Here is a 20357-nt window from a genome sequence, read left to right as displayed (position 1 = left end):
AATTAAAACAGAGGTTGGAGTCTATTTTCCAATCTCTGTTTTTGAATAAGGAGGGAGATTATGAAAGAATACTTTGTTAAGGCTCAAAATGCTTATATGCGTTATCAAGATTTTTCAGGTGACGGTAGTCCGATTTTATTCATTCATGGTTTAGGTTGTGCGGGCTCTTTTGATTACGGTGAAGTTGTTTCGCAGGAATGCTTAAAAAATCATCGCTGTTTGCTTGTTGATTTATTGGGAGCAGGGTACAGTGATAAGCCAGAAAGATTTGACTATCGTATCAGTTCACATGTTACGTACTTGAAGGATTTTATTGAGACATTGAATTTAGCAAATCTGACAGTTTTTGGGCATAGCTTGGGTGGTCCAATTGCTATTGAATTAGCCAGCATTTGCTCAGACAGAATAGAAAAGTTAATTTTAAGTGAACCTAATTTAGATCCGAGTGCTTTTGGAAGCTCGAGTTTTGAAATTGCAAGCTTTTCAGAAAAAGAATTCATTGATTTCGGATTTTGTAAAGTATTAGCAGAAAGCAAAAATTCAGGTAATAGTATGTGGGCAGCAACTTTGGCACAGTGGTCACCTTATGCAGTTTATCGAATGTCTGTCAATGCTGTTCAGGGCGGCAAAACATCTTGGCGCCAGATGTTATATGATTTGAATTTACCTAAAGCAGTGATTTTTGGAAGAAAATCATTGCCGGATAATGACTATACAAGTTTAGCAGAGACAGGTGTGTCTTTGAGAATTGTTGAGGATGCAGGGCACTCGATGGCTTGGGAGAATCCTTCTGGGCTTGCTCAAGCAATTGTGGCTGCTTTGAAAGATTAATAGTATGCAGAGGTTGGAGTCTATTTTCCAATCTCTGTTTTTATGTTAAAATCTGTACGGGGACAGTCTGTTCTAAATTTTCTGGAAAGTCCTCTAGGAAGATGATAAAATACACACATGGTAAGATATAAAGCAACAATTTCATATGATGGTAGGCTTTTTGCCGGTTTTCAGCGTCAGCCGAGTGAACGTTCGGTTCAAGAAGAACTTGAAAAGACTTTACAGAGGCTAAATAGTGGTCAGCCAGTTAAAGTACACGGTGCTGGTCGTACGGATTCTGGGGTTCATGCTTATGGGCAAGTGGTTCACTTTGATTTGCCGCAGGCGCGTGATGTGGAGAAATTACGTTTTGGTTTGGACACACAATCTCCAGAAGACATTGATGTGGTGAAAGTTGAACAAGTCAGCGATGAATTTCATTCACGTTATAATAAGCATAGTAAAACTTATGAGTTTTTAGTTGATGCAGGGCGTCCTAAGAATCCTATGATGCGCCATTATGCGACACATTATCCTTATCCACTGGATTTAGCTTTGATGCAAGAGGCTATTCAGGATTTGGTAGGAACTCATGATTTTACAGGTTTTACAGCTTCAGGTACATCTGTTGAAAATAAAGTTCGCACGATTACACGAGCAACGGTTGATATTGACGAAAAAACAGGCTTCTTTGTCTTTACCTTCAGTGGAAATGGTTTTCTTTATAAACAAGTCCGCAATATGGTGGGGACTTTATTGAAAATTGGAAATGGTCGTATGCCAGTTAGTCAGATTAAGACGGTGTTAGCTTCTAAAAATCGTGATTTGGCTGGACCTACGGCAGCAGGTAATGGGCTTTATTTGAAGGAGATTATTTATGACGAATAAGTACATTTTGGCAATTTCTGGCAATGATATTTTTAGTGGTGGTGGGCTTTATGCTGATTTGGCAACCTACACAACCAATCATTTGCATGGCTTTTTAGCAGTGACTTGTTTAACAGCTTTGACAGACAAAGGTTTTGAAGTTTTTGCAACAGATGACGAGGTGTTTGATCATCAATTAAACAGCCTAAAAGATGTTCCTTTTTCAGGAATTAAATTAGGTTTGTTACCTAATGTTAGACTGGCTGATAAGGCACTTGAATTTGTTAAAGAGCATAAAGAAATTCCGATTGTACTTGATCCGGTTTTAGTTTGTAAAGAAAAACATGATGTGGAAGTTTCGGCTTTGCGTGACGAGCTTTTGAAATTTTTCCCTTATGTGACTATTATTACTCCTAATTTGGTTGAGGCGGAGCTATTGACTCAAATGACTATCAAGACTTTGGACGATATGAAAGCAGCTGCTAAACGTTTAGTTGACTTGGGTGCTAAACATGTGGTCATCAAAGGCGGTAATCGATTGAGCAAAGAGCAAGCTATTGATGTCTTTTATGACGGTAAGAATTACAAGGTGTTTGAAACAGCTGTGCTTGATACGAATAATATTGGTGCAGGGTGTACTTTTGCGTCAAGTATTGCGAGTCAATTGGTTCTTGGAAAATCAGCTAAGGAAGCTGTTGCGGTATCAAAAGACTTTGTTTACCAAGCTATCCGCCATTCAGATAAATATGGAGTGAAACAAAATTATGACGAAAAATAAGACACGCGATTTAACAGTAATGGCAGTTTTGACGGCGCTTTGCGTTGTGCTTGCCTATATCCACATTCCAACACCAACAGGTTATTTAACCCTTCTTGATGTTGGTATTTATTTCACAGCTTTCTATTTAGGTTCTAAGTCAGGAGCTGTTGTTGGTGGTTTGTCAGGTTTTTTGATTGACCTTTTGTTGGGCTATCCTCAGTATATGTTTCACAGTTTGATTGCCCACGGTGCACAAGGATTTTTTGCTGGTTGGACAGAGAAAAAACGTATTTTGGGGTTGATTCTTGCAAGTATTTCAATGGTTGCTTGGTATTTCTTAGCGGCATTACTTTTAGGATATGGTTGGGGTGCTGCTTGGGCTAGTATTCCAGGAAACTTACTTCAAAATATTTTTGGCATGTTTGCAGGTTATTTGATTTTTCTATCGTTTGAAAAAGGATTTAACAAAAAATAGATTAGTAAACCAGGGAGGCATATAATGGATTTAGAAGCATTAGCAAAAGAAACACGAGCAATTGTTGTTGATGTTGTGGAACGCTCAGCCATTAAAAAAGGACAAATTTTTGTCCTTGGACTATCATCTAGCGAAGTAGCAGGTGGTTTGATTGGGAAAAATAGCAGCGCTGAAATTGGTGAAGTGATTGTAAAAACTATTCTCGATGAACTCAATAAGCGCGGTGTCTATCTAGCTGTTCAAGGATGTGAACATTTGAATCGTGCCTTGACGGTTGAACGTGAGTTAGCTGAAAAGAAAGATTTAGAGATTGTCAACGTTATTCCTAATTTGCATGCTGGTGGCAGTGGTCAAGTGGCTGCTTTTAAATTCATGAGTGACCCTGTTGAGGTAGAAGAAATTGTGGCACATGCAGGGCTTGATATCGGTGATACTTTTATTGGTATGCATGTCAAGCGCGTGCAAGTTCCTCTTGTTCCTGTTCAACGTGAACTTGGAGGTGCTCACGTCACAGCGCTTGCTAGCCGACCAAAACTTATCGGTGGTGCGCGTGCGACTTACACAGCAGACCCAATCCGTAAATTTTAAACAATTATTATAAAAAGGCTGAAGTGTTGAACTTCAACCTTTTTTGCTTATTTAGAAAGTGTCGGATTAGCATACATTGTTGGCAAATGAATATCGTTTTCCAAGAGGGCTTCTTGGTAAAGACGATAGAAGTTTGAGTAAATGTAGCTTTGCTTACCGTTTTGAACGAAGATATCAATTCGGAAAACAAGTTGAGCAGTGCTATTTGTACGTGGACCAAGAATTGTCGGACTACCAACGATTTCAGGGAAACTTGGTAATTGTTCTTGGTTAACGGTTTTGATGATGTTGGCTACTTTCTCAAGGTCAGTGTGAGCGTAGATTGGAATGTCAATTTGAACACGCATATCACCACGAGATTTATTTGAAACAACAGTGATATTTCGGTTAGGAATGAAATGCAAGGTTCCGTCGAAACCACGAATTTGTGTTGTGCGGATACCTACGCTTGAAATGTTTCCTTCAACAGCTCCGATAACAACTGAGTCACCAACTTCAAATTGATTTTCAAGCAAGATGAAGAAACCATTGACGACATCTGTCAAGAAACCTTGTGCACCAAGACCAAGGGCAACCCCAGCAAGCCCAGCACCTGCAAGAAGACTTGAAACAGGAACACCCAGAATGCTTAACACCCAGTAGATAAAGAAAAAGTAGAGGGTGTAATTCATAATATTGTGAAGGAGTTTTGTGATGGTTTTTTGACGTGCTTCTGTCTGACGTGAGAGTGCAATTGATTTTGCAACAGCGTGTGTGAAAATGAAATTAACAACTCTTTTAGCAATGAGAAAAAGCACAAGAAGCAGGATAAGAGACACTGCTTTTGAGATAAGATCAATAGCAATTTCTTCTACCTGAAGTTGTTCGATATATTTTGAAATAATGTTCATACCCATAGTTTATTAAAAAAATACTTTGCAAGCAAGTTTTTATTAATTTGATTTGTTGACACAAAGTAATAATAGCCAAAAATGCTGAAACGATAAGAAAAAACTTAGCCTCTAAAACCCTTGATATAACACTATTCTTTGACAAAAAAGCCTGAAATATGTTAAACTAAACTGTATATAAAATTTTAAGGAGAAATGACTTCATGTCTGTATCATTTGAAAACAAAGCTACTAACCGTGGCGTGATTACATTCACAATCGGTCAAGATAAAATCAAACCAGCTCTTGATCAAGCATTCAACAAAGTTAAGAAAAATTTGAACGCACCTGGATTCCGTAAAGGTCACATGCCACGTGCCGTATTTAACCAACAATTTGGTGAAGAAGCACTTTACGAAGATGCATTGAACGCACTTCTTCCAGCAGCTTACCAAGCAGCAGTTGCAGAACTTAGCCTTGATGTTGTTGCTCAACCAAAAATTGACATCCAATCAATGGAAAAAGGTCAAGAATGGACTTTGACTGCTGAAGTTGTTACAAAACCAGAAGTTAAACTTGGTGACTACAAAAACCTTGAAGTATCAGTAGAAGCTTCTAAAGAAGTAACTGATGCTGAAGTTGACGAAAAAGTTGAACGCGAACGCAACAACCTTGCTGAACTTATCGTTAAAGAAGGTGCAGCAGAACTTGGTGATACAGTTGTTATCGACTTTGTAGGTTCAGTTGACGGTGTTGAATTTGACGGTGGTAAAGGTGAAAACTTCTCACTTGAACTTGGTTCAGGTCAATTCATCCCTGGTTTCGAAGACCAATTAGTTGGTGCTAAAGCTGGTGAAACTGTAGAAGTTAACGTAACATTCCCAGAACAATACCAAGCTGAAGATCTTGCTGGTAAAGATGCTAAATTCGTTACAACTGTACACGAAGTTAAAGCTAAAGAAGTTCCAGCTCTTGATGACGAACTTGCTAAAGACATCGACGAAGAAGTTGAAACTCTTGACGAATTGAAAGCTAAATACCGTAAAGAACTTGAATCAGCTAAAGAAATCGCATTTGACGATGCTGTTGAAGGTGCTGCACTTGAATTGGCTGTTGCAAACGCTGAAATCGTTGAATTGCCAGAAGAAATGGTTCACGACGAAGTTCACCGCGCTATGAACGAATTCATGGGTAACATGCAACGTCAAGGTATCTCTCCAGAAATGTACTTCCAATTGACTGGTACAACTGAAGAAGACCTTCACAAACAATACGAAGCTGACGCTGACAAACGTGTTAAAACTAACCTTGTTATCGAAGCTATCGCTAAAGCAGAAGGATTCGAAGCTTCTGACGAAGAAATCGAAAAAGAAATCAACGACCTTGCTTCAGAATACAACATGGAAGTTGAACAAGTTCGTAACCTTCTTTCAGCAGACATGCTTAAACACGACATCGCTATGAAGAAAGCTGTTGAAGTGGTAACAAGCACTGCAAAAGTAAAATAATTTATCTTTAGATAAATAGTTATAAAGTCAGGTAATCGATAGATTGCTTGGCTTTTTGTACTCTTTATCAGAAATTCTGATAAATCTTTTGACGAATTGACAAAATTAGCGTAAAATAGAGAGTAACGAAAATTAAGATAATAGGGTTTTTGTGGCTGTTTGCTCACATCCTAAGATTAATAAGGAGAATTACCTTGGAATTAGAAGTATTTGCTGGACAAGAAAAAAGCGAACTTTCAATGATTGAAGTTGCACGTGCTATTCTGGAAGAACGTGGACGTGATCATGAAATGTATTTCAGCGATCTTGTAAATGAGATCCAAAACTACCTCGAAAAATCAGACGCAGAAATTCGTGAAGCTTTACCATATTTTTACTCTGCATTGAACGTTGATGGAAGCTTTATTCCACTTGGCGACAACAAATGGGGACTTCGTTCATGGTATGCTATCGACGAAATCGACGAAGAAATCATTACACTTGAAGAAGATGAAAATGGAGCACCAAAACGTAAACGCAAACGTGTAAATGCCTTTATGGATGGTGACGAAGATGCCATCGATTATTCAGATGATGATCCAGAAGATGACGATTACTCTGCAAAATCTTCTGATATGGAATACGATGACGAAAATCCAGATGATGAAAAATCTGAAGTTGAATCATACGATTCAGAAATCAACGAAATCATTCCAGATGATGATTTGGATGAAGAAGTTGATATCAACGAAGAAGATGATGAAGATGACGATTTAGACGAAGAATAATTGTTTTAAACGTCTAAATTTAATTTAAAAAAACTGATTCATATCATTTGACAAAAGTCTCAGGATAGTTTATAGTATTATTCGGGCACCTCTTTTTTAGAGGTCGGAGAAAAGCTCCCTAACTTTTTAGGGAGCTATTTTTGTTTTCCTAAAAGTAAATGGCCATTTGCTTTTTTTCATTTATCGAATAAATTTGCTAATTATTTGATATTCTTTCGCTTTCAATTTTCAAGCACTTATCGTTTGCTATCATTTTTATTTTAAAGGAGTTTTATTTAATGACTAAGTATATTTTTGTTACTGGTGGTGTTGTTTCTTCTATCGGTAAGGGAATCGTTGCTGCAAGTCTTGGTCGTCTTTTGAAAAATCGTGGTCTTAAAGTGACTATCCAAAAATTTGACCCATACATCAACATTGACCCAGGTACAATGAGTCCTTATCAACACGGTGAAGTTTATGTAACAGACGATGGTGCGGAAACTGACCTTGACCTTGGTCACTACGAACGTTTCATCGATATCAACCTTAACAAATATTCAAACGTTACAACTGGTAAAATCTATAGCGAAGTTCTTCGTAAAGAACGTAAAGGTGAATACCTTGGTGCAACTGTCCAAGTTATTCCACATATCACTGACGCTTTGAAAGAAAAAATCAAACGCGCTGCTACAACAACTGACTCTGATGTTATCATCACTGAAGTTGGTGGTACAGTTGGTGATATCGAAAGTCTTCCATTCCTTGAAGCTCTTCGTCAAATGAAAGCTGATGTTGGTGCGGATAACGTTATGTACATCCACACAACTCTTCTTCCATACCTTAAAGCTGCTGGTGAAATGAAAACTAAACCAACACAACACTCAGTTAAAGAATTGCGTGGTCTTGGTATTCAACCAAACATGTTGGTTATCCGTACTGAAAAACCAGCTGGTCAAGGCATCAAAAATAAATTGGCACAATTCTGTGACGTTGCTCCAGAAGCTGTTATTGAGTCACTTGATGTGGATCACATTTACCAAATTCCACTTAACATGCAAGCTCAAAACATGGACCAAATCGTTTGTGATCACTTGAAACTTGATGTACCAAAAGCTGATATGTCAGAATGGTCAGCAATGGTTGACAAGATCATGAACCTTAAAAAATCAACTAAAATTGCTCTTGTTGGTAAATATGTTGAATTGCCAGATGCATACCTTTCAGTTGTTGAAGCACTTAAACACTCAGGTTACGTTAACGATGCAGCAATTGACCTTAAATGGGTTAACGCTAACGACTTGACTGCTGATAACGTTGAAGAAATGCTTGGTGATGCTGATGGTATCATCGTTCCTGGTGGATTCGGTCAACGTGGTACAGAAGGTAAAATCGAAGCTATCCGTTATGCGCGTGAAAAAGACGTGCCAATGCTAGGTATCTGTCTTGGTATGCAATTGACATGTGTGGAATTTGCTCGCCACGTCTTGAATATGGAAGGTGCAAACTCTGCTGAGCTTGATCCAGACACTAAATACCCAATCATCGACATCATGCGTGACCAAATCGATATTGAAGACATGGGTGGAACACTTCGTCTTGGACTTTACCCATGTAAATTGAAACCAGGTTCACGTGCAGCGCAAGCTTACAACAACCAAGAAGTTGTTCAACGCCGTCACCGTCACCGTTACGAATTTAATACTAAATTCCGTGAACAATTTGAAGCTGCTGGTTTCGTCTTCTCAGGTGTGTCACCAGATAACCGCTTGATGGAAGTTGTTGAATTGCCAGAGAAAAAATTCTTCGTGGCTGCTCAATATCACCCAGAACTTCAAAGCCGTCCAAACCGTCCAGAAGAGCTTTATACAGCCTTCGTGACTGCGGCAATTGAAAATAAAAACAGTAAATAATAGTAGAAATACGTAATGATAAACACCTTTTTAAGCCTTTCTAAGGTTTAGAAAGGTGTTTTTTTATGTAATGGTATTGTTACATAGGAAGTCTTCACATTTTGATAAAAAATAGTATAATAGTGAGCATGAGAAAAATGAGAATAAGGAAACGTAGTATTTTGTTATGGATGATTGCCCTAGTATTTATAGCAAGTGTTGGGGCAAGTTTTTATTTCTTTCATGTTGCCCAGGTTCGTGAAGATAAATCGTTTATTAACAATAAACCACGTCCCAAAGATAGTAGTTTATATGCTTATGAACAAAGTTTTGATCAGTTAAACAAAGAAACACGTTGGATGACTAATCAAGGCCTTAAACAGGACGCTTGGTATGTTCCTGCAGCAACTGAAACAAATAAAACAGCTATCGTTGTTCACGGTTTTACAAGTGAAAAAGAAGACATGAAGCCTTATGCTTGGATGTTCCATGAACTTGGATATAATGTCCTGATGCCAGATAACATGTCACACGGTGATAGTGAAGGTCAAATCATTGGTTATGGTTGGAATGATCGCCTAAACATCGTAAAATGGGCTCAACTATTAGCAGAAGAAAATTCAGATTGTCAAATCACCTTATTTGGTGTTTCGATGGGCGGAGCTACTGTCATGATGGCTTCAGGTGAAGAGACACTACCAAAACAAGTGGTTAATATTATTGAAGATTGCGGTTATAGCAGCGTTTGGGATGAATTAAAATATCAAGCCAAAGCTATGTATAACTTACCAGCTTTTCCGATTCTTTATGAAGTGTCTGCAGTATCAAAAGTTCGAGCAGGTTTCTCTTACGGACAAGCCAGCTGTGTGAAACAATTAAAAAACAATACGCGCCCAATTCTTTTTATCCATGGAAGCGAAGATAAGTTCGTTCCAACAAGTATGGTTTATAAAAATTATCGTGCAACAAGTGGTGAGAAAGACCTTTATATAGCCAAGGGTGCAGCGCATGCCAAGTCTTTTGAAAGTGATCCTAAAACATACATTGAAAAAATTTCAGCTTTTTTACAAAAAAATTGAAAAATAGTGTTGACAGAAACATAAATGGCTGATATAATTATTTATGTTGTTAAGGAACAGCGGAAATGGCGGAATTGGCAGACGCGCAGGACTAAGGATCCTGTGATCGCTTTAGATCGTGAGGGTTCAAGTCCCTCTTTCCGCAGAGTGACAAGCCAGAGAGTGCTTGTCTTTTTTTGTGCTCAGAAGTTATTGATTGAAAACAAAGATGAAAGTAGTGAGAAAGTTTGAAAAGACTTTCTTTTTTACACTGCTTTTTTCACAGAAAATTAATCAAATTGTAAGTAACGCTAGCAATCTTATTTATTTTGTGATAGAATGTACATATAAAAAGGGTATATCCCAAAAAATAAATAGGAGGCCTATATAATGGCAATCGTTTCAGCGGAAAAATTTATCAAAGCTGCCCGTGAAAACGGATATGCGGTTGGTGGATTTAACACAAACAACCTTGAATGGACTCAAGCAATCTTGCGTGCAGCAGAAGCTAAAAAAGCTCCAATTCTTATCCAAACTTCTATGGGTGCTGCAAAATACATGGGTGGTTACAAACTTTGTAAAACACTTATCGAAAACCTTGTAGAATCAATGGGTATCACTGTACCAGTTGCTATTCACCTTGACCACGGTCACTTTGAAGATGCATTGGAATGTATCGAAGTTGGTTACACTTCAGTTATGTTCGACGGTTCACACCTTCCACTTGAAGAAAACCTTGAAAAAGCTAAAGAAGTTGTAGCTAAAGCTCACGCTAAAGGCGTTTCAGTTGAAGCTGAAGTTGGTACTATCGGTGGTGAAGAAGACGGTATCGTTGGTGGCGGTGAATTGGCACCAATCGAAGATGCTAAAGCTATGGTTGCTACAGGAATCGACTTCCTTGCAGCAGGTATCGGTAACATCCACGGTCCTTACCCAGCTAACTGGCAAGGTCTTCACCTTGACCACCTTGAAAAATTGACTGCTGCTGTTCCAGGATTCCCAATCGTATTGCACGGTGGTTCAGGTATCCCTGATGATCAAATCAAAGCAGCTATCAAACTTGGTGTAGCTAAAGTTAACGTTAACACTGAATGCCAAATCGCATTCGCTAAAGCTACTCGTAAATTTGTTGCTGAATACGAAGCAAACGAAGAAGAATACGATAAGAAAAAACTCTTCGACCCACGTAAATTCTTGAAACCAGGTTTCGAAGCTATTACTGAAGCTGTTGAAGAACGTATCGACGTATTTGGTTCAGCTAACAAAGCTTAATCAGACTTCGTTTCGTTAAAAAACTTCCCTTTTGGGAAGTTTTTTTGTGCTTTTGAAAGTTTTTTGAGTAAACTTAGCTCTTTTGTTGACAATTATTTAGTGAGTGCTATAATGAACCTGTTAGCCGATTTAGCTCAGTCGGTAGAGCAACGCACTCGTAACGCGTAGGTCGTAGGTTCAATTCCTGCAATCGGCAGAAGAGGTAAAAGGTCCCGATTTTGGGGCTTTTTATGTTATGATATTTTTGAGAGTTTAAACAGTTTCAGAAAATAGTAGGGCATTTTCTAAAAGTTTTTTAATGATTATTGGCCAAAAAGCTTGCTAAAATAGGTCCAATATGTTATCATTTTATGGTATGTGGTGTAAAACACCTATAATCTAAGTAGGAGGACGCAGATAAAATGGCTAAAGTTTGTTATTTCACAGGTCGTAAGACTGTATCAGGAAACAACCGTTCACACTCAATGAACAAAACTAAACGTGCAGTTAAACCAAATCTTCAAAAAGTTACTATTCTTGTAGATGGAAAACCTAAAAAAGTTTGGGCATCAGCTCGTGCGCTTAAATCTGGTAAAGTTGAACGCGTATAAAATAAAAGCCGAAAGGCTTTTTTCTTTGTTTTGTAGCCGTTAATTTTCCATAATTTTTTACAATACGGCTAATATATGGTAAAATAAACTGATAAAAACTTTTGAGGTAGTAAATATGACTGTGAAAATTAATACAAAAGATGGCCAAATTGAGTTATCTGACGACGTAATTGCAACTGTTGTTGGTGGTTCAGCAACAGAAATTTTTGGTGTTGTTGGTATGGCAAGTAAAAGTGCTCTTAAGGATAATTTTCAAGCGCTTCTGCGTAAAGAAAACTACGCAAAAGGTGTTGTTGTCAAATCAACAGAAAGTGGTATTTCAGTCGATGTTTACACTGTGATGTCATACGGTGTGAAAATTTCTGAAGTATCTAAGAACATTCAGGAACGTGTCAAGTTCAACCTCGAAAATCAACTTGGCCTTTCAGCAGACATGGTGAATGTTTACGTACAAAATATTAAAGTTGTAGGAGAAGATTAGTGTCAAATATTACAACAAGTTTATTCCAAGAAATGGTTCAAGCTGCTAGCACACGTCTTGGAAATCAAGCAGAATATGTAAACTCCCTTAACGTTTTCCCTGTACCAGATGGTGACACAGGAACAAACATGGGAATGACAATTGAAAATGGTGCCAAAGAAGTTGCAGACAAACCTGCATCTACTGTTGGAGAAGTTGGACAAATCCTTTCAAAAGGTCTTTTGATGGGTGCACGCGGTAACTCAGGTGTTATTACATCTCAATTATTCCGTGGATTCGGTCAAGCAATCAAAGATAAAGAAGAATTGACTGGTAAAGACCTTGCACATGCCTTCCAATCAGGTGTTGAAGTTGCTTACAAAGCTGTTATGAAACCTGTTGAAGGTACTATTTTGACTGTTTCTCGTGGTGCTGCAACTGCTGCGCTTAAAAAAGCTGAAGAAACTGATGATGCTGTTGAAGTTATGCGTGCTGCACTTGATGGTGCAAAAGGCGCTTTGGCTAAAACACCAGAAATGCTTCCTGTTTTGAAAGAAGTTGGTGTTGTCGATTCAGGTGGTCAAGGTTTGGTCTTCATCTATGAAGGTTTCCTTGCTGCTTTGACTGGTGAATACATCGCTTCAGAAGATTTCAAAGCAACTCCAGCTGTTATGACAGAAATGATTAACGCTGAACACCACAAATCTGTAGCTGAACACGTTGCAACTGAAGATATCAAGTATGGTTACTGTACTGAAATCATGGTTGCTCTAAAACAAGGTCCTACTTACGTAAAAGAATTTAACTACGATGAGTTTCAAGGTTTCTTGAGTGGCTTAGGTGATTCACTTATTCTTGTTAACGACGATGAAATTGCTAAAGTTCACGTCCACACAGAAGACCCAGGATTAGTCCTTCAAGAAGGTCTAAAATACGGCGCTCTTAAAAAAGTTAAAGTTGATAACATGCGTAACCAACACGATGCTGTTCTTGAAAAAGATCAAGCAGCAGCTGCTAGTCAAGAAGCAAAAGATTTTGCAATCGTTGCAGTATGTGCTGGTGATGGATTAGCTGACATCTTCAAATCACAAGGTGTTGACTACGTTATCTCAGGTGGTCAAACAATGAACCCATCTACAGAAGATATCTTGAAAGCTATCGATGCTGTTAACGCTAAAAATGTTATCATCTTGCCAAACAACAAAAACATCTTCATGGCTGCCCAATCAGCAGCAGAAGTGTCTGAAGTCCCAGCTGCAGTTGTTGAAACACGTACTGTACCTCAAGGATTTACAAGCTTGCTAGCCTTCAACCCAACTCAATCATTGGAAGAAAACGTTGAAGCTATGACTGCAAGTCTTTCAGATGTTGTTAGTGGTAGCGTAACACTTGCTGTTCGTGATACTTCAATTGATGGTCTTGAAATCCACCAAGATGACAATCTAGGTATGGTTGATGGTAAAATCGTGGTTTCAAACCCAGACATGGCAACTACTTTGAAAGAAACATTCGCTAAAATGATTGACGAAGATAGCGAAATTATCACTATCTACATTGGTGAAGATGGAAGCCAAGAATTGGCTGAAGAAATGGCTGATTACCTTGAATCAACTTACGAAGACGTTGAAGTTGAAATTCACGAAGGTAAACAACCAGTTTATCCATACTTGATGAGTGTTGAATAATTTCTTATTTAATATAAAAGATAGAAGAAAGCATTTCGGTGCTTTCTTTTTTTGTGTAAAAAATTTTCTTTTCTCCATAAAAGGCGTCAATTCAATATTTAATAGAAAGAAAATTGTTAACTAACAAAATTTTCTGAAAATTGTCTTGACTTTATTTTTTAAAGTGTTAACATGGTGTGTAAGATTTAATTGATAGGAGAAAACAGATGAGAAGTGACATGATTAAGGTAGGTGTGGATAAAGCACCAGCCCGTGGTCTTCTTTATGCAACCGGGCAAGTAAAATCTGCTAAAGACATGCAAAAACCATTTATCGCAATTTGTAATTCTTACATTGACATTGTTCCTGGACATGTTCATTTGCGTGAATTGGCAGATGTCGCCAAGGAAGCTATCCGTGAAATGGGTGGTATTCCTTTTGAATTCAATACCATTGGGGTAGACGACGGAATTGCTATGGGGCATATTGGGATGCGTTATAGCCTTCCATCTCGTGAAATCATTGCGGATGCTGCTGAAACAGTCATTAATGCGCACTGGTTTGACGGTGTTTTCTATATTCCTAATTGTGACAAAATTACACCAGGTATGATTTTAGCTGCACTTCGTACCAATGTTCCTGCAGTCTTTTGTTCAGGTGGTCCGATGAAGGGCGGTATTGATATGACAGGTCACCAAGCAACTTTGTCAAGCCTTTTTGAAGCTGTCGGAACTTATCAAGCTGGTGATATGTCTAAGAAAGAATTGGATTATTTGGAACAAAATGCTTGTCCAACTTGTGGTTCTTGTGCGGGGATGTTTACAGCTAATTCGATGAACTCTCTTATGGAAGTGCTAGGCCTTGCTCTTCCTGGAAATGGTACGGTTCTTGCGGTATCTGATCAACGTCGTGAATTGGTTCGTCAAGCTGCTAAACATTTGATGGACAATGTTAAAAATAACTTGCGTCCAAGAGACATTATTACTAAAGAAGCTATTGACGATGCTTTTGCCCTTGATATGGCTATGGGTGGTTCTACCAATACCGTTCTTCATACGCTTGCTATCGCACGTGAAGCGGGCATCGATTACAATTTAACAGATATCAATGAAATTGCTAAGAAGACGCCATATTTGTCTAAAATTGCACCATCAAGTGTTTATACTATGCACGATGTCCAAGAAGCAGGTGGTATCTCAGCTATTATTAATCAATTGATTAAAAAAGGTACTATCAAGGGTGATCGTATTACAGTTACTGGTAAGACTTTGAAAGAAAATGTAGCTGGTGCAGAAATTAAGAATGAAGAAATCATTCACCCGATTGAACATCCAATTTCTCCAGTAGGTGGTTTGTCAGTTCTTTACGGTAATATCGCACAAGACGGAGCTGTTATTAAAGTTGGTGGTGTTGACCCTTCTGTTAAAACATTCCGTGGTAAAGCGATTTGCTGTGATTCACAAGATGAAGCTCTTGAATTGATTGATAATGGTACCGTTAAAAAAGGTCATGTGGTCGTTATTCGTTATGAAGGCCCTCAAGGTGGACCAGGAATGCCAGAAATGCTTGCGCCAACTTCTAAGATTGTTGGACGTGGTCTTGGTAAAGATGTTGCTCTTATCACAGATGGTCGTTTCTCTGGGGCAACACGTGGTATCGCTATTGGTCATGTGTCACCAGAAGCTGCAGAGGGTGGGAATATTGCTCTCATCGAAGATGGTGATGAAATCTATATTGATTTGATAAATCGTACTATTGATTTGCTTGTAGATGATGCGACATTAGAAGAACGTCGCAAACACTTGAAACCATTTAAGTCAAAAATTTCTAGCGGTTGGTTGCGCCGCTACACTGCATTTGCTTCATCAGCAAACTTTGGTGGTTCAATGATGACTCAAGAAGAGTTTGAAGAACGTAAAGCAGAACGTGAAAAACAAGAAAATGAATAAGGTAGATTAAATATTTTTGAAAGTGTTCAAAATATTTGTTCACTTTCTCTTGCTTTATTTTTTTTAAATGTTATTATAGTAACAAGCTGTTAGAATTTTTAGATAATTCGGAATTTACATGAAAAGGAGGACTTTGTGAAACAGATTAGATTAAAAGAATCCAAGAATGGATCGGAATTATTATTGGAAACCTTGGCTAGTCTGGGGATTGATACGATTTTTGGCTACCCAGGTGGAGCCGTTCTGCCACTGTATGACGCTATTTATAATTTTGATGGTATTCGTCATATTTTGGCTCGTCATGAGCAAGGTGCCCTTCATGAAGCCGAAGGTTATGCCAAATCAACTGGTAAACTTGGTGTTGCTATTGTAACAAGTGGTCCTGGTGCGACGAATGCCATTACTGGGATTGCAGATGGTATGAGTGACAGCGTTCCAATGCTTATCTTTACTGGTCAAGTCGGAATGTCAGGTATTGGTAAAGATGCTTTCCAAGAAGCTGATATTATCGGTATTACAATGCCAATCACAAAATACAATTATCAGATTCGTGATGTTGCAGATGTGCCACGCATTGTGACGGAAGCTGTTCATATTGCAACAACAGGTCGACCTGGTCCAGTTGTTATTGACCTTCCGAAAAATATTTCGGCTGCTAAAACAACAGTTTATAATGATCCTACTGTTGATCTTCCAAGTTACCAACCAACTTTGGAACCAAATGCTTTGCAGGTCAAGAAAATTTTGACTCAGTTGAAAAAGGCAAAACGTCCGCTGATTATCGCTGGTGGTGGTGTCAACTACTCAGGCGCTTCTAAGGAGTTAATTGCTTTTGCAGAACGCTATAACATTCCAGTTGTTTCAACCTTGTTGAGTTTGGGTGTTATGCCAATTAATCATCCCCTTTCTCTGGGAATGGGTGGCATGCATGGTTCATATGCGTCAAATATGGCTTTGACACAATGTGACTTTATGATTAACTTCGGGTCGCGTTTTGCGGATCGTTTGACTGGTAATCCAGCTACTTTTGCTAAAAAAGCAGTGGTTGCTCATGTGGATATTGATCCTGCGGAAATCGGAAAAGTTGTCAAGACACAAATTCCAATCGTTGGCGATGCCAAGCGTACACTACAGATTCTTCTAGAAGAAGATGAAGTTAAAACACGTCACGATGATTGGACAGAATCAGTTCTTGCGAATAAAGCTAAAGCGCCGTTTAGCTATGACTTTGATGAAACAGTTATCAAACCACAACATGCTATTGCTACAATTGGTAAAGTAACAGATGGAGATGCTATCGTGGTTACAGACGTCGGACAACACCAAATGTGGGCAGCTCAATTTTATCCATATAAAAATGAGCGTCAATTGATTACATCTGGTGGTCTTGGAACAATGGGATTTGGAATCCCAGCTGCTATCGGTGCTAAGTTAGCGAATCCAGATAAAGAAGTTATTCTCTTTGTCGGTGATGGTGGTTTCCAAATGACAAACCAAGAATTAGCATTGCTAAATGGTTATGGTGTTCCGATTAAAGTGGTTCTGATTAATAATCACTCACTTGGTATGGTTCGTCAATGGCAAGAATCTTTCTACGATGAACATCGCAGTGAGTCAACTTTTGATGATGAGCCAAACTTCCAAATGATGGCAGAAGCCTACGGCATTGCTCACCACAAATTTACTGATCCAAAAACATTGGAAGAAGACTTGAAAGTCATCACTGAGAATAAACCAATGTTGATTGAGGTTGCGATTTCTAATCGTGAACATGTTTATCCAATGGTTCCATCAGGTAAATCAAATAGTGAAATGTTGGGGGTGAAGTTTAATGCGTAGAATGTTGACAGCAAAGCTTCAAAATTCAACAGGTGTTCTTAATCGTTTCACAGGCGTCCTCTCACGCCGACAAGTTAACATTGAGTCTATTTCAGTTGGACAAACAATGGAAGAAAATGTCTCTCGAATTACGATTATTATCGATGTTGAGAGTTTGGAAGAAGTTGAACAAATCATCAAACAATTGAACCGTTTGATTGATGTGCTTCGCGTTCGTGATATCACGGATATCCCACACTTGGAACGTGAAGTGATTTTAGTTAAATTGACAGCACCAACAAGCAAACGTGCCGAGATTTTAGCGGTTATTCAACCGTTTCGTGCAAGTGTTGTTGATGTGGCGCCAAAATCAATTACTATTCAGGTAACTGGTGATGGTGATAAAATCGATGCTTTGCTTCGTGTTGTCAAACCTTATGGTATTCAGAATCTTGCTCGCACAGGTGCGACAGGATTCTCAAGAGATTTTTCTTGTTAAAACAATTAATTTAGTTAACAGTTGCCTGGCCAGGCAGTTAAAATAAAAATAGAAAAGAGATATTTATTATGGCAGTAACAATGGAATACGAAAAAGACGTAAAAGTAGCAGCTCTTGATGGTAAAAAAATTGCCGTTATTGGTTATGGATCACAAGGTCATGCTCATGCTCAAAACTTGCGTGACTCAGGTCACGATGTTATCATTGGGGTTCGCCATGGTAAATCATTCGATAAAGCAAAAGAAGATGGATTTGATACTTATGAAGTAGCAGAAGCAACAAAACTTGCTGATGTTATCATGGTATTGGCTCCTGATGAAATCCAAGCTAAACTTTATGCTGAAGAAATCGCTCCAAACCTTGAAGCTGGTAACGCTCTTGGATTTGCACATGGTTTCAATATCCGTTTTGGATACATTAAAGCTCCAGAAACAGTAGATGTCTTCATGTGTGCTCCTAAAGGACCAGGTCACCTTGTTCGTCGTACTTACACAGAAGGATTTGGTGTACCAGCACTTTACGCTGTTTACCAAGATGCTACTGGTAATGCTAAAGACATCGCAATGGATTGGTCTAAAGGTATCGGTGCTGCACGTGTTGGACTTCTTGAAACAACATTTAAAGAAGAAACTGAAGAAGACCTCTTTGGTGAACAAGCAGTACTTTGTGGTGGTTTAACTGCTCTTATCGAAGCTGGTTTTGAAGTTCTTACTGAAGCAGGTTATGCTCCAGAATTGGCTTACTTTGAAGTTCTTCACGAAATGAAACTTATCGTTGACCTTATCTACGAAGGTGGATTCAAGAAAATGCGTCAATCAATTTCAAATACAGCTGAATTTGGTGACTACGTATCTGGACCACGCGTTATCACTAAAGATGTTAAAGAAAACATGAAAGCTGTTCTTGCTGATATCCAATCAGGTAAATTCGCTGAAGACTTTGTTAACGACTACCAAGCAGGTCGTCCAAAACTTGAAGCATACCGTAAAGAAGCAGCAGCTCTTGAAATTGAAAAAGTGGGTGCTGAACTTCGTAAAGCAATGCCTTTTGTTAACCAAAACGATGACGATGCATTCAAAATTTATAACTAATTTTTGAAGAAATCCACTTATAAAAGGCCGATGTTTGTCATCGGTTTTTTATCTATTAATCAGCAATTTGTCATATAAAATATTTAGATATTAGAAGAGGTAGTTTATGATCTTAGCTAAGGATGTTGTTGACGCCTACGACGTCTTGAAAGATGTTGTTGAGCGTACACCCCTAGATTTTGACCGCTATTTGTCGGAAAAATATGGTGCAACTGTTTATCTTAAACGTGAAAACATGCAGAAGGTTCGTTCTTTCAAAATTCGTGGAGCCTACTATGCTATTCATCAATTATCAGAGGATGAAAAAAAACGCGGTGTTGTATGTGCTTCAGCTGGTAACCACGCTCAAGGTGTTGCCTTTACTTGTCATGAAATGAAGATTCCAGCAACAATTTTTATGCCAGTAACAACTCCGCAACAAAAAATTGGGCAAGTGAGATTTTTTGGTGGTCCTTATGTGACCATTAAGCTTGTTGGAGATACTTTTGATGCATCAGCTCAAGCAGCACAAGATTTTACAAAATCAGAAGGAATGACTTTTATCGATCCATTTGATGATGAAAATGTGCAGGCTGGTCAAGGAACGGTTGCTTACGAGATTTATGAACAAGCTCAAGAAGAAGGCGTGACATTTGATCAAATCTTTGTCCCTGTTGGGGGTGGTGGTTTGATTGCTGGTGTTGCCACATACATTAAGGATGTAGCTCCAGAAATCCAAGTAGTTGGTGTCGAAGCCTCAGGTGCTCGTAGCATGCGTGCTGCTTTTGACAAAGGTCATCCTGTTAAATTGGAAGAAATAGATAAATTCGCTGATGGGATTGCTGTTCAAAAAGTCGGTGAAAAAACCTTTGAAGTTGCTCGTAAACATGTGGATAAATTAGTTGGTGTTGATGAAGGCTTGATTTCTGAAACACTTATCGACATGTATTCAAAACAAGGGATTATTGCTGAGCCTGCGGGAGCTTCTTCAATTGCAGCTCTTGAAGTGATGAAAGATGAGATTAAAGGGAAGACGGTCGTTTGTATCATTTCTGGTGGTAATAATGATATCAATCGTATGCAAGAGATGGAAGAACGTGCCCTTATCTATGATGGAGTGAAACATTATTTTGTGGTTAACTTCCCACAACGTCCAGGTGCCCTACGTGAATTTGTCAACAACATTCTTGGTCCAAACGATGACATTACACGTTTTGAATACATTAAACGTGCGAATAAAGGCACAGGCCCTGTTCTCATCGGTATTACACTAGGTGATAAAAATGACTACAATGATTTTATCGATCGTTTGTCTGGTTTTGATCCTTCATACATCAATTTACACGGGAATGAAAGCCTCTATAATCTATTAGTTTGATGCTAAAGTAAACTTCTGTTCTCTCTTAAAATTATTATTATATTGACAAGCAAGCCTAGTTGAACCTTACAGTTTGACTAGGTTTTT

Annotated in this window: 19 protein-coding genes and 2 tRNA genes; 20 read left to right on the top strand and 1 reads right to left on the bottom strand. The window is 38.5% G+C overall.

Features of this window, described 5'->3' with window-relative positions; genetic code table 11:
- Nucleotides 1-60 precede the first annotated feature (60 nt).
- The 5 genes from BLR83_RS09370 to BLR83_RS09350 all read left to right on the top strand — a co-directional run bounded on the left by BLR83_RS09370 (nt 61) and on the right by BLR83_RS09350 (nt 3500).
- Nucleotides 61-831, top strand: coding sequence for an alpha/beta fold hydrolase (locus BLR83_RS09370; RefSeq protein WP_074561377.1), 771 nt, complete (start codon nt 61-63; stop codon nt 829-831).
- Nucleotides 832-948: 117 nt separating this feature from the next.
- Nucleotides 949-1698: a tRNA pseudouridine(38-40) synthase TruA gene (gene truA, locus BLR83_RS09365; RefSeq protein ID WP_074561376.1), complete on the top strand. Its 750-nt coding sequence runs from the start codon at nt 949-951 to the stop codon at nt 1696-1698.
- A complete protein-coding gene (locus tag BLR83_RS09360) occupies nt 1688-2455 on the top strand; it encodes a bifunctional hydroxymethylpyrimidine kinase/phosphomethylpyrimidine kinase (protein ID WP_074561375.1) in 768 nt (255 codons plus the stop codon). The genes truA and BLR83_RS09360 overlap by 11 nt, the downstream gene beginning before the upstream one ends.
- Nucleotides 2442-2912: an ECF transporter S component gene (locus BLR83_RS09355; RefSeq protein WP_074561374.1), complete on the top strand. Its 471-nt coding sequence runs from the start codon at nt 2442-2444 to the stop codon at nt 2910-2912. Before BLR83_RS09360 ends, BLR83_RS09355 begins: the two co-directional genes overlap by 14 nt.
- Before the next feature lie 24 nt (nt 2913-2936).
- Nucleotides 2937-3500 carry a TIGR01440 family protein gene (locus BLR83_RS09350; protein WP_074561373.1) on the top strand — a complete coding sequence of 188 codons (564 nt, stop codon included), beginning with the start codon at nt 2937-2939 and terminating at the stop codon, nt 3498-3500.
- A gap of 47 nt (nt 3501-3547) precedes the next feature.
- On the opposite strand, the gene BLR83_RS09345 is transcribed toward BLR83_RS09350, so the two are convergent.
- Complete coding sequence (locus BLR83_RS09345; protein ID WP_039696038.1) at nt 3548-4390, bottom strand: mechanosensitive ion channel family protein; 843 nt, start codon at nt 4388-4390, stop codon at nt 3548-3550.
- 203 nt (nt 4391-4593) lie between these two features.
- On the opposite strand from BLR83_RS09345, the gene tig reads away from it, so the two are divergent.
- The 15 genes from tig (at nt 4594) to ilvA (ending at nt 20270) form a co-directional block, all read left to right on the top strand.
- Nucleotides 4594-5877, top strand: a complete 1284-nt coding sequence (gene tig, locus BLR83_RS09340) for a trigger factor (protein ID WP_006530997.1) — start codon at nt 4594-4596, stop codon at nt 5875-5877.
- A 194-nt stretch (nt 5878-6071) separates the two neighbouring features.
- Entirely contained in the window at nt 6072-6644 is a 573-nt protein-coding gene (rpoE, locus tag BLR83_RS09335) for a DNA-directed RNA polymerase subunit delta (protein ID WP_039696016.1), read from the top strand.
- Nucleotides 6645-6922: 278 nt separating this feature from the next.
- Nucleotides 6923-8533 (top strand): CTP synthase, encoded by a 1611-nt coding sequence (locus tag BLR83_RS09330; RefSeq protein WP_039696017.1) that lies wholly within the window; start codon nt 6923-6925, stop codon nt 8531-8533.
- Between the two features lie 128 nt (nt 8534-8661).
- On the top strand, nt 8662-9591 hold the full coding sequence (locus BLR83_RS09325; protein WP_074561384.1) for an alpha/beta hydrolase: 930 nt from the start codon (nt 8662-8664) through the stop codon (nt 9589-9591).
- 59 nt (nt 9592-9650) lie between these two features.
- Nucleotides 9651-9736, top strand: a tRNA-Leu gene (locus BLR83_RS09320).
- Nucleotides 9737-9960: 224 nt separating this feature from the next.
- Nucleotides 9961-10842, top strand: a complete 882-nt coding sequence (locus BLR83_RS09315; RefSeq protein WP_024344752.1) for a class II fructose-bisphosphate aldolase — start codon at nt 9961-9963, stop codon at nt 10840-10842.
- Between the two features lie 123 nt (nt 10843-10965).
- Nucleotides 10966-11038: transfer RNA gene (locus tag BLR83_RS09310), tRNA-Thr, on the top strand.
- 205 nt (nt 11039-11243) lie between these two features.
- A complete protein-coding gene (gene rpmB / locus BLR83_RS09305) occupies nt 11244-11432 on the top strand; it encodes a 50S ribosomal protein L28 (RefSeq protein WP_021141651.1) in 189 nt (62 codons plus the stop codon).
- Nucleotides 11433-11547: 115 nt separating this feature from the next.
- Complete coding sequence (locus BLR83_RS09300) at nt 11548-11913, top strand: Asp23/Gls24 family envelope stress response protein (protein WP_003063261.1); 366 nt, start codon at nt 11548-11550, stop codon at nt 11911-11913.
- Nucleotides 11913-13577 (top strand): DAK2 domain-containing protein, encoded by a 1665-nt coding sequence (locus BLR83_RS09295; RefSeq protein WP_074561372.1) that lies wholly within the window; start codon nt 11913-11915, stop codon nt 13575-13577. Before BLR83_RS09300 ends, BLR83_RS09295 begins: the two co-directional genes overlap by 1 nt.
- A gap of 206 nt (nt 13578-13783) precedes the next feature.
- Nucleotides 13784-15505, top strand: a complete 1722-nt coding sequence (gene ilvD, locus BLR83_RS09290) for a dihydroxy-acid dehydratase (protein WP_074561371.1) — start codon at nt 13784-13786, stop codon at nt 15503-15505.
- Between the two features lie 135 nt (nt 15506-15640).
- Nucleotides 15641-17344, top strand: coding sequence for an acetolactate synthase large subunit (locus BLR83_RS09285; protein ID WP_074561370.1), 1704 nt, complete (start codon nt 15641-15643; stop codon nt 17342-17344).
- A complete protein-coding gene (gene ilvN, locus BLR83_RS09280; protein ID WP_074561369.1) occupies nt 17337-17822 on the top strand; it encodes an acetolactate synthase small subunit in 486 nt (161 codons plus the stop codon). Before BLR83_RS09285 ends, ilvN begins: the two co-directional genes overlap by 8 nt.
- A gap of 68 nt (nt 17823-17890) precedes the next feature.
- Nucleotides 17891-18913: a ketol-acid reductoisomerase gene (ilvC, locus tag BLR83_RS09275; protein WP_006530986.1), complete on the top strand. Its 1023-nt coding sequence runs from the start codon at nt 17891-17893 to the stop codon at nt 18911-18913.
- Between the two features lie 106 nt (nt 18914-19019).
- Nucleotides 19020-20270 carry a threonine ammonia-lyase IlvA gene (gene ilvA / locus BLR83_RS09270; protein WP_074561368.1) on the top strand — a complete coding sequence of 417 codons (1251 nt, stop codon included), beginning with the start codon at nt 19020-19022 and terminating at the stop codon, nt 20268-20270.
- Nucleotides 20271-20357 lie beyond the last annotated feature (87 nt).

Origin of the sequence: Streptococcus equinus (assembly GCF_900101445.1) — a bacterium.
Taxonomy (GTDB): domain Bacteria; phylum Bacillota; class Bacilli; order Lactobacillales; family Streptococcaceae; genus Streptococcus; species Streptococcus equinus_B.
This window is presented reverse-complemented; position numbering and strand designations above follow the sequence as displayed.

Coding starts and splice junctions, on each gene's coding strand:
- BLR83_RS09370 (WP_074561377.1), top strand. CDS start 61: ATGAAAGAATACTTTGTTAAGGCTCAAAATGCTTATATGCGTTATCAA.
- truA (WP_074561376.1), top strand. CDS start 949: ATGGTAAGATATAAAGCAACAATTTCATATGATGGTAGGCTTTTTGCC.
- BLR83_RS09360 (WP_074561375.1), top strand. CDS start 1,688: ATGACGAATAAGTACATTTTGGCAATTTCTGGCAATGATATTTTTAGT.
- BLR83_RS09355 (WP_074561374.1), top strand. CDS start 2,442: ATGACGAAAAATAAGACACGCGATTTAACAGTAATGGCAGTTTTGACG.
- BLR83_RS09350 (WP_074561373.1), top strand. CDS start 2,937: ATGGATTTAGAAGCATTAGCAAAAGAAACACGAGCAATTGTTGTTGAT.
- BLR83_RS09345 (WP_039696038.1), bottom strand. CDS start 4,390: ATGAACATTATTTCAAAATATATCGAACAACTTCAGGTAGAAGAAATT.
- tig (WP_006530997.1), top strand. CDS start 4,594: ATGTCTGTATCATTTGAAAACAAAGCTACTAACCGTGGCGTGATTACA.
- BLR83_RS09330 (WP_039696017.1), top strand. CDS start 6,923: ATGACTAAGTATATTTTTGTTACTGGTGGTGTTGTTTCTTCTATCGGT.
- BLR83_RS09325 (WP_074561384.1), top strand. CDS start 8,662: ATGAGAAAAATGAGAATAAGGAAACGTAGTATTTTGTTATGGATGATT.
- BLR83_RS09315 (WP_024344752.1), top strand. CDS start 9,961: ATGGCAATCGTTTCAGCGGAAAAATTTATCAAAGCTGCCCGTGAAAAC.
- rpmB (WP_021141651.1), top strand. CDS start 11,244: ATGGCTAAAGTTTGTTATTTCACAGGTCGTAAGACTGTATCAGGAAAC.
- BLR83_RS09300 (WP_003063261.1), top strand. CDS start 11,548: ATGACTGTGAAAATTAATACAAAAGATGGCCAAATTGAGTTATCTGAC.
- ilvD (WP_074561371.1), top strand. CDS start 13,784: ATGAGAAGTGACATGATTAAGGTAGGTGTGGATAAAGCACCAGCCCGT.
- ilvN (WP_074561369.1), top strand. CDS start 17,337: ATGCGTAGAATGTTGACAGCAAAGCTTCAAAATTCAACAGGTGTTCTT.
- ilvC (WP_006530986.1), top strand. CDS start 17,891: ATGGCAGTAACAATGGAATACGAAAAAGACGTAAAAGTAGCAGCTCTT.
- ilvA (WP_074561368.1), top strand. CDS start 19,020: ATGATCTTAGCTAAGGATGTTGTTGACGCCTACGACGTCTTGAAAGAT.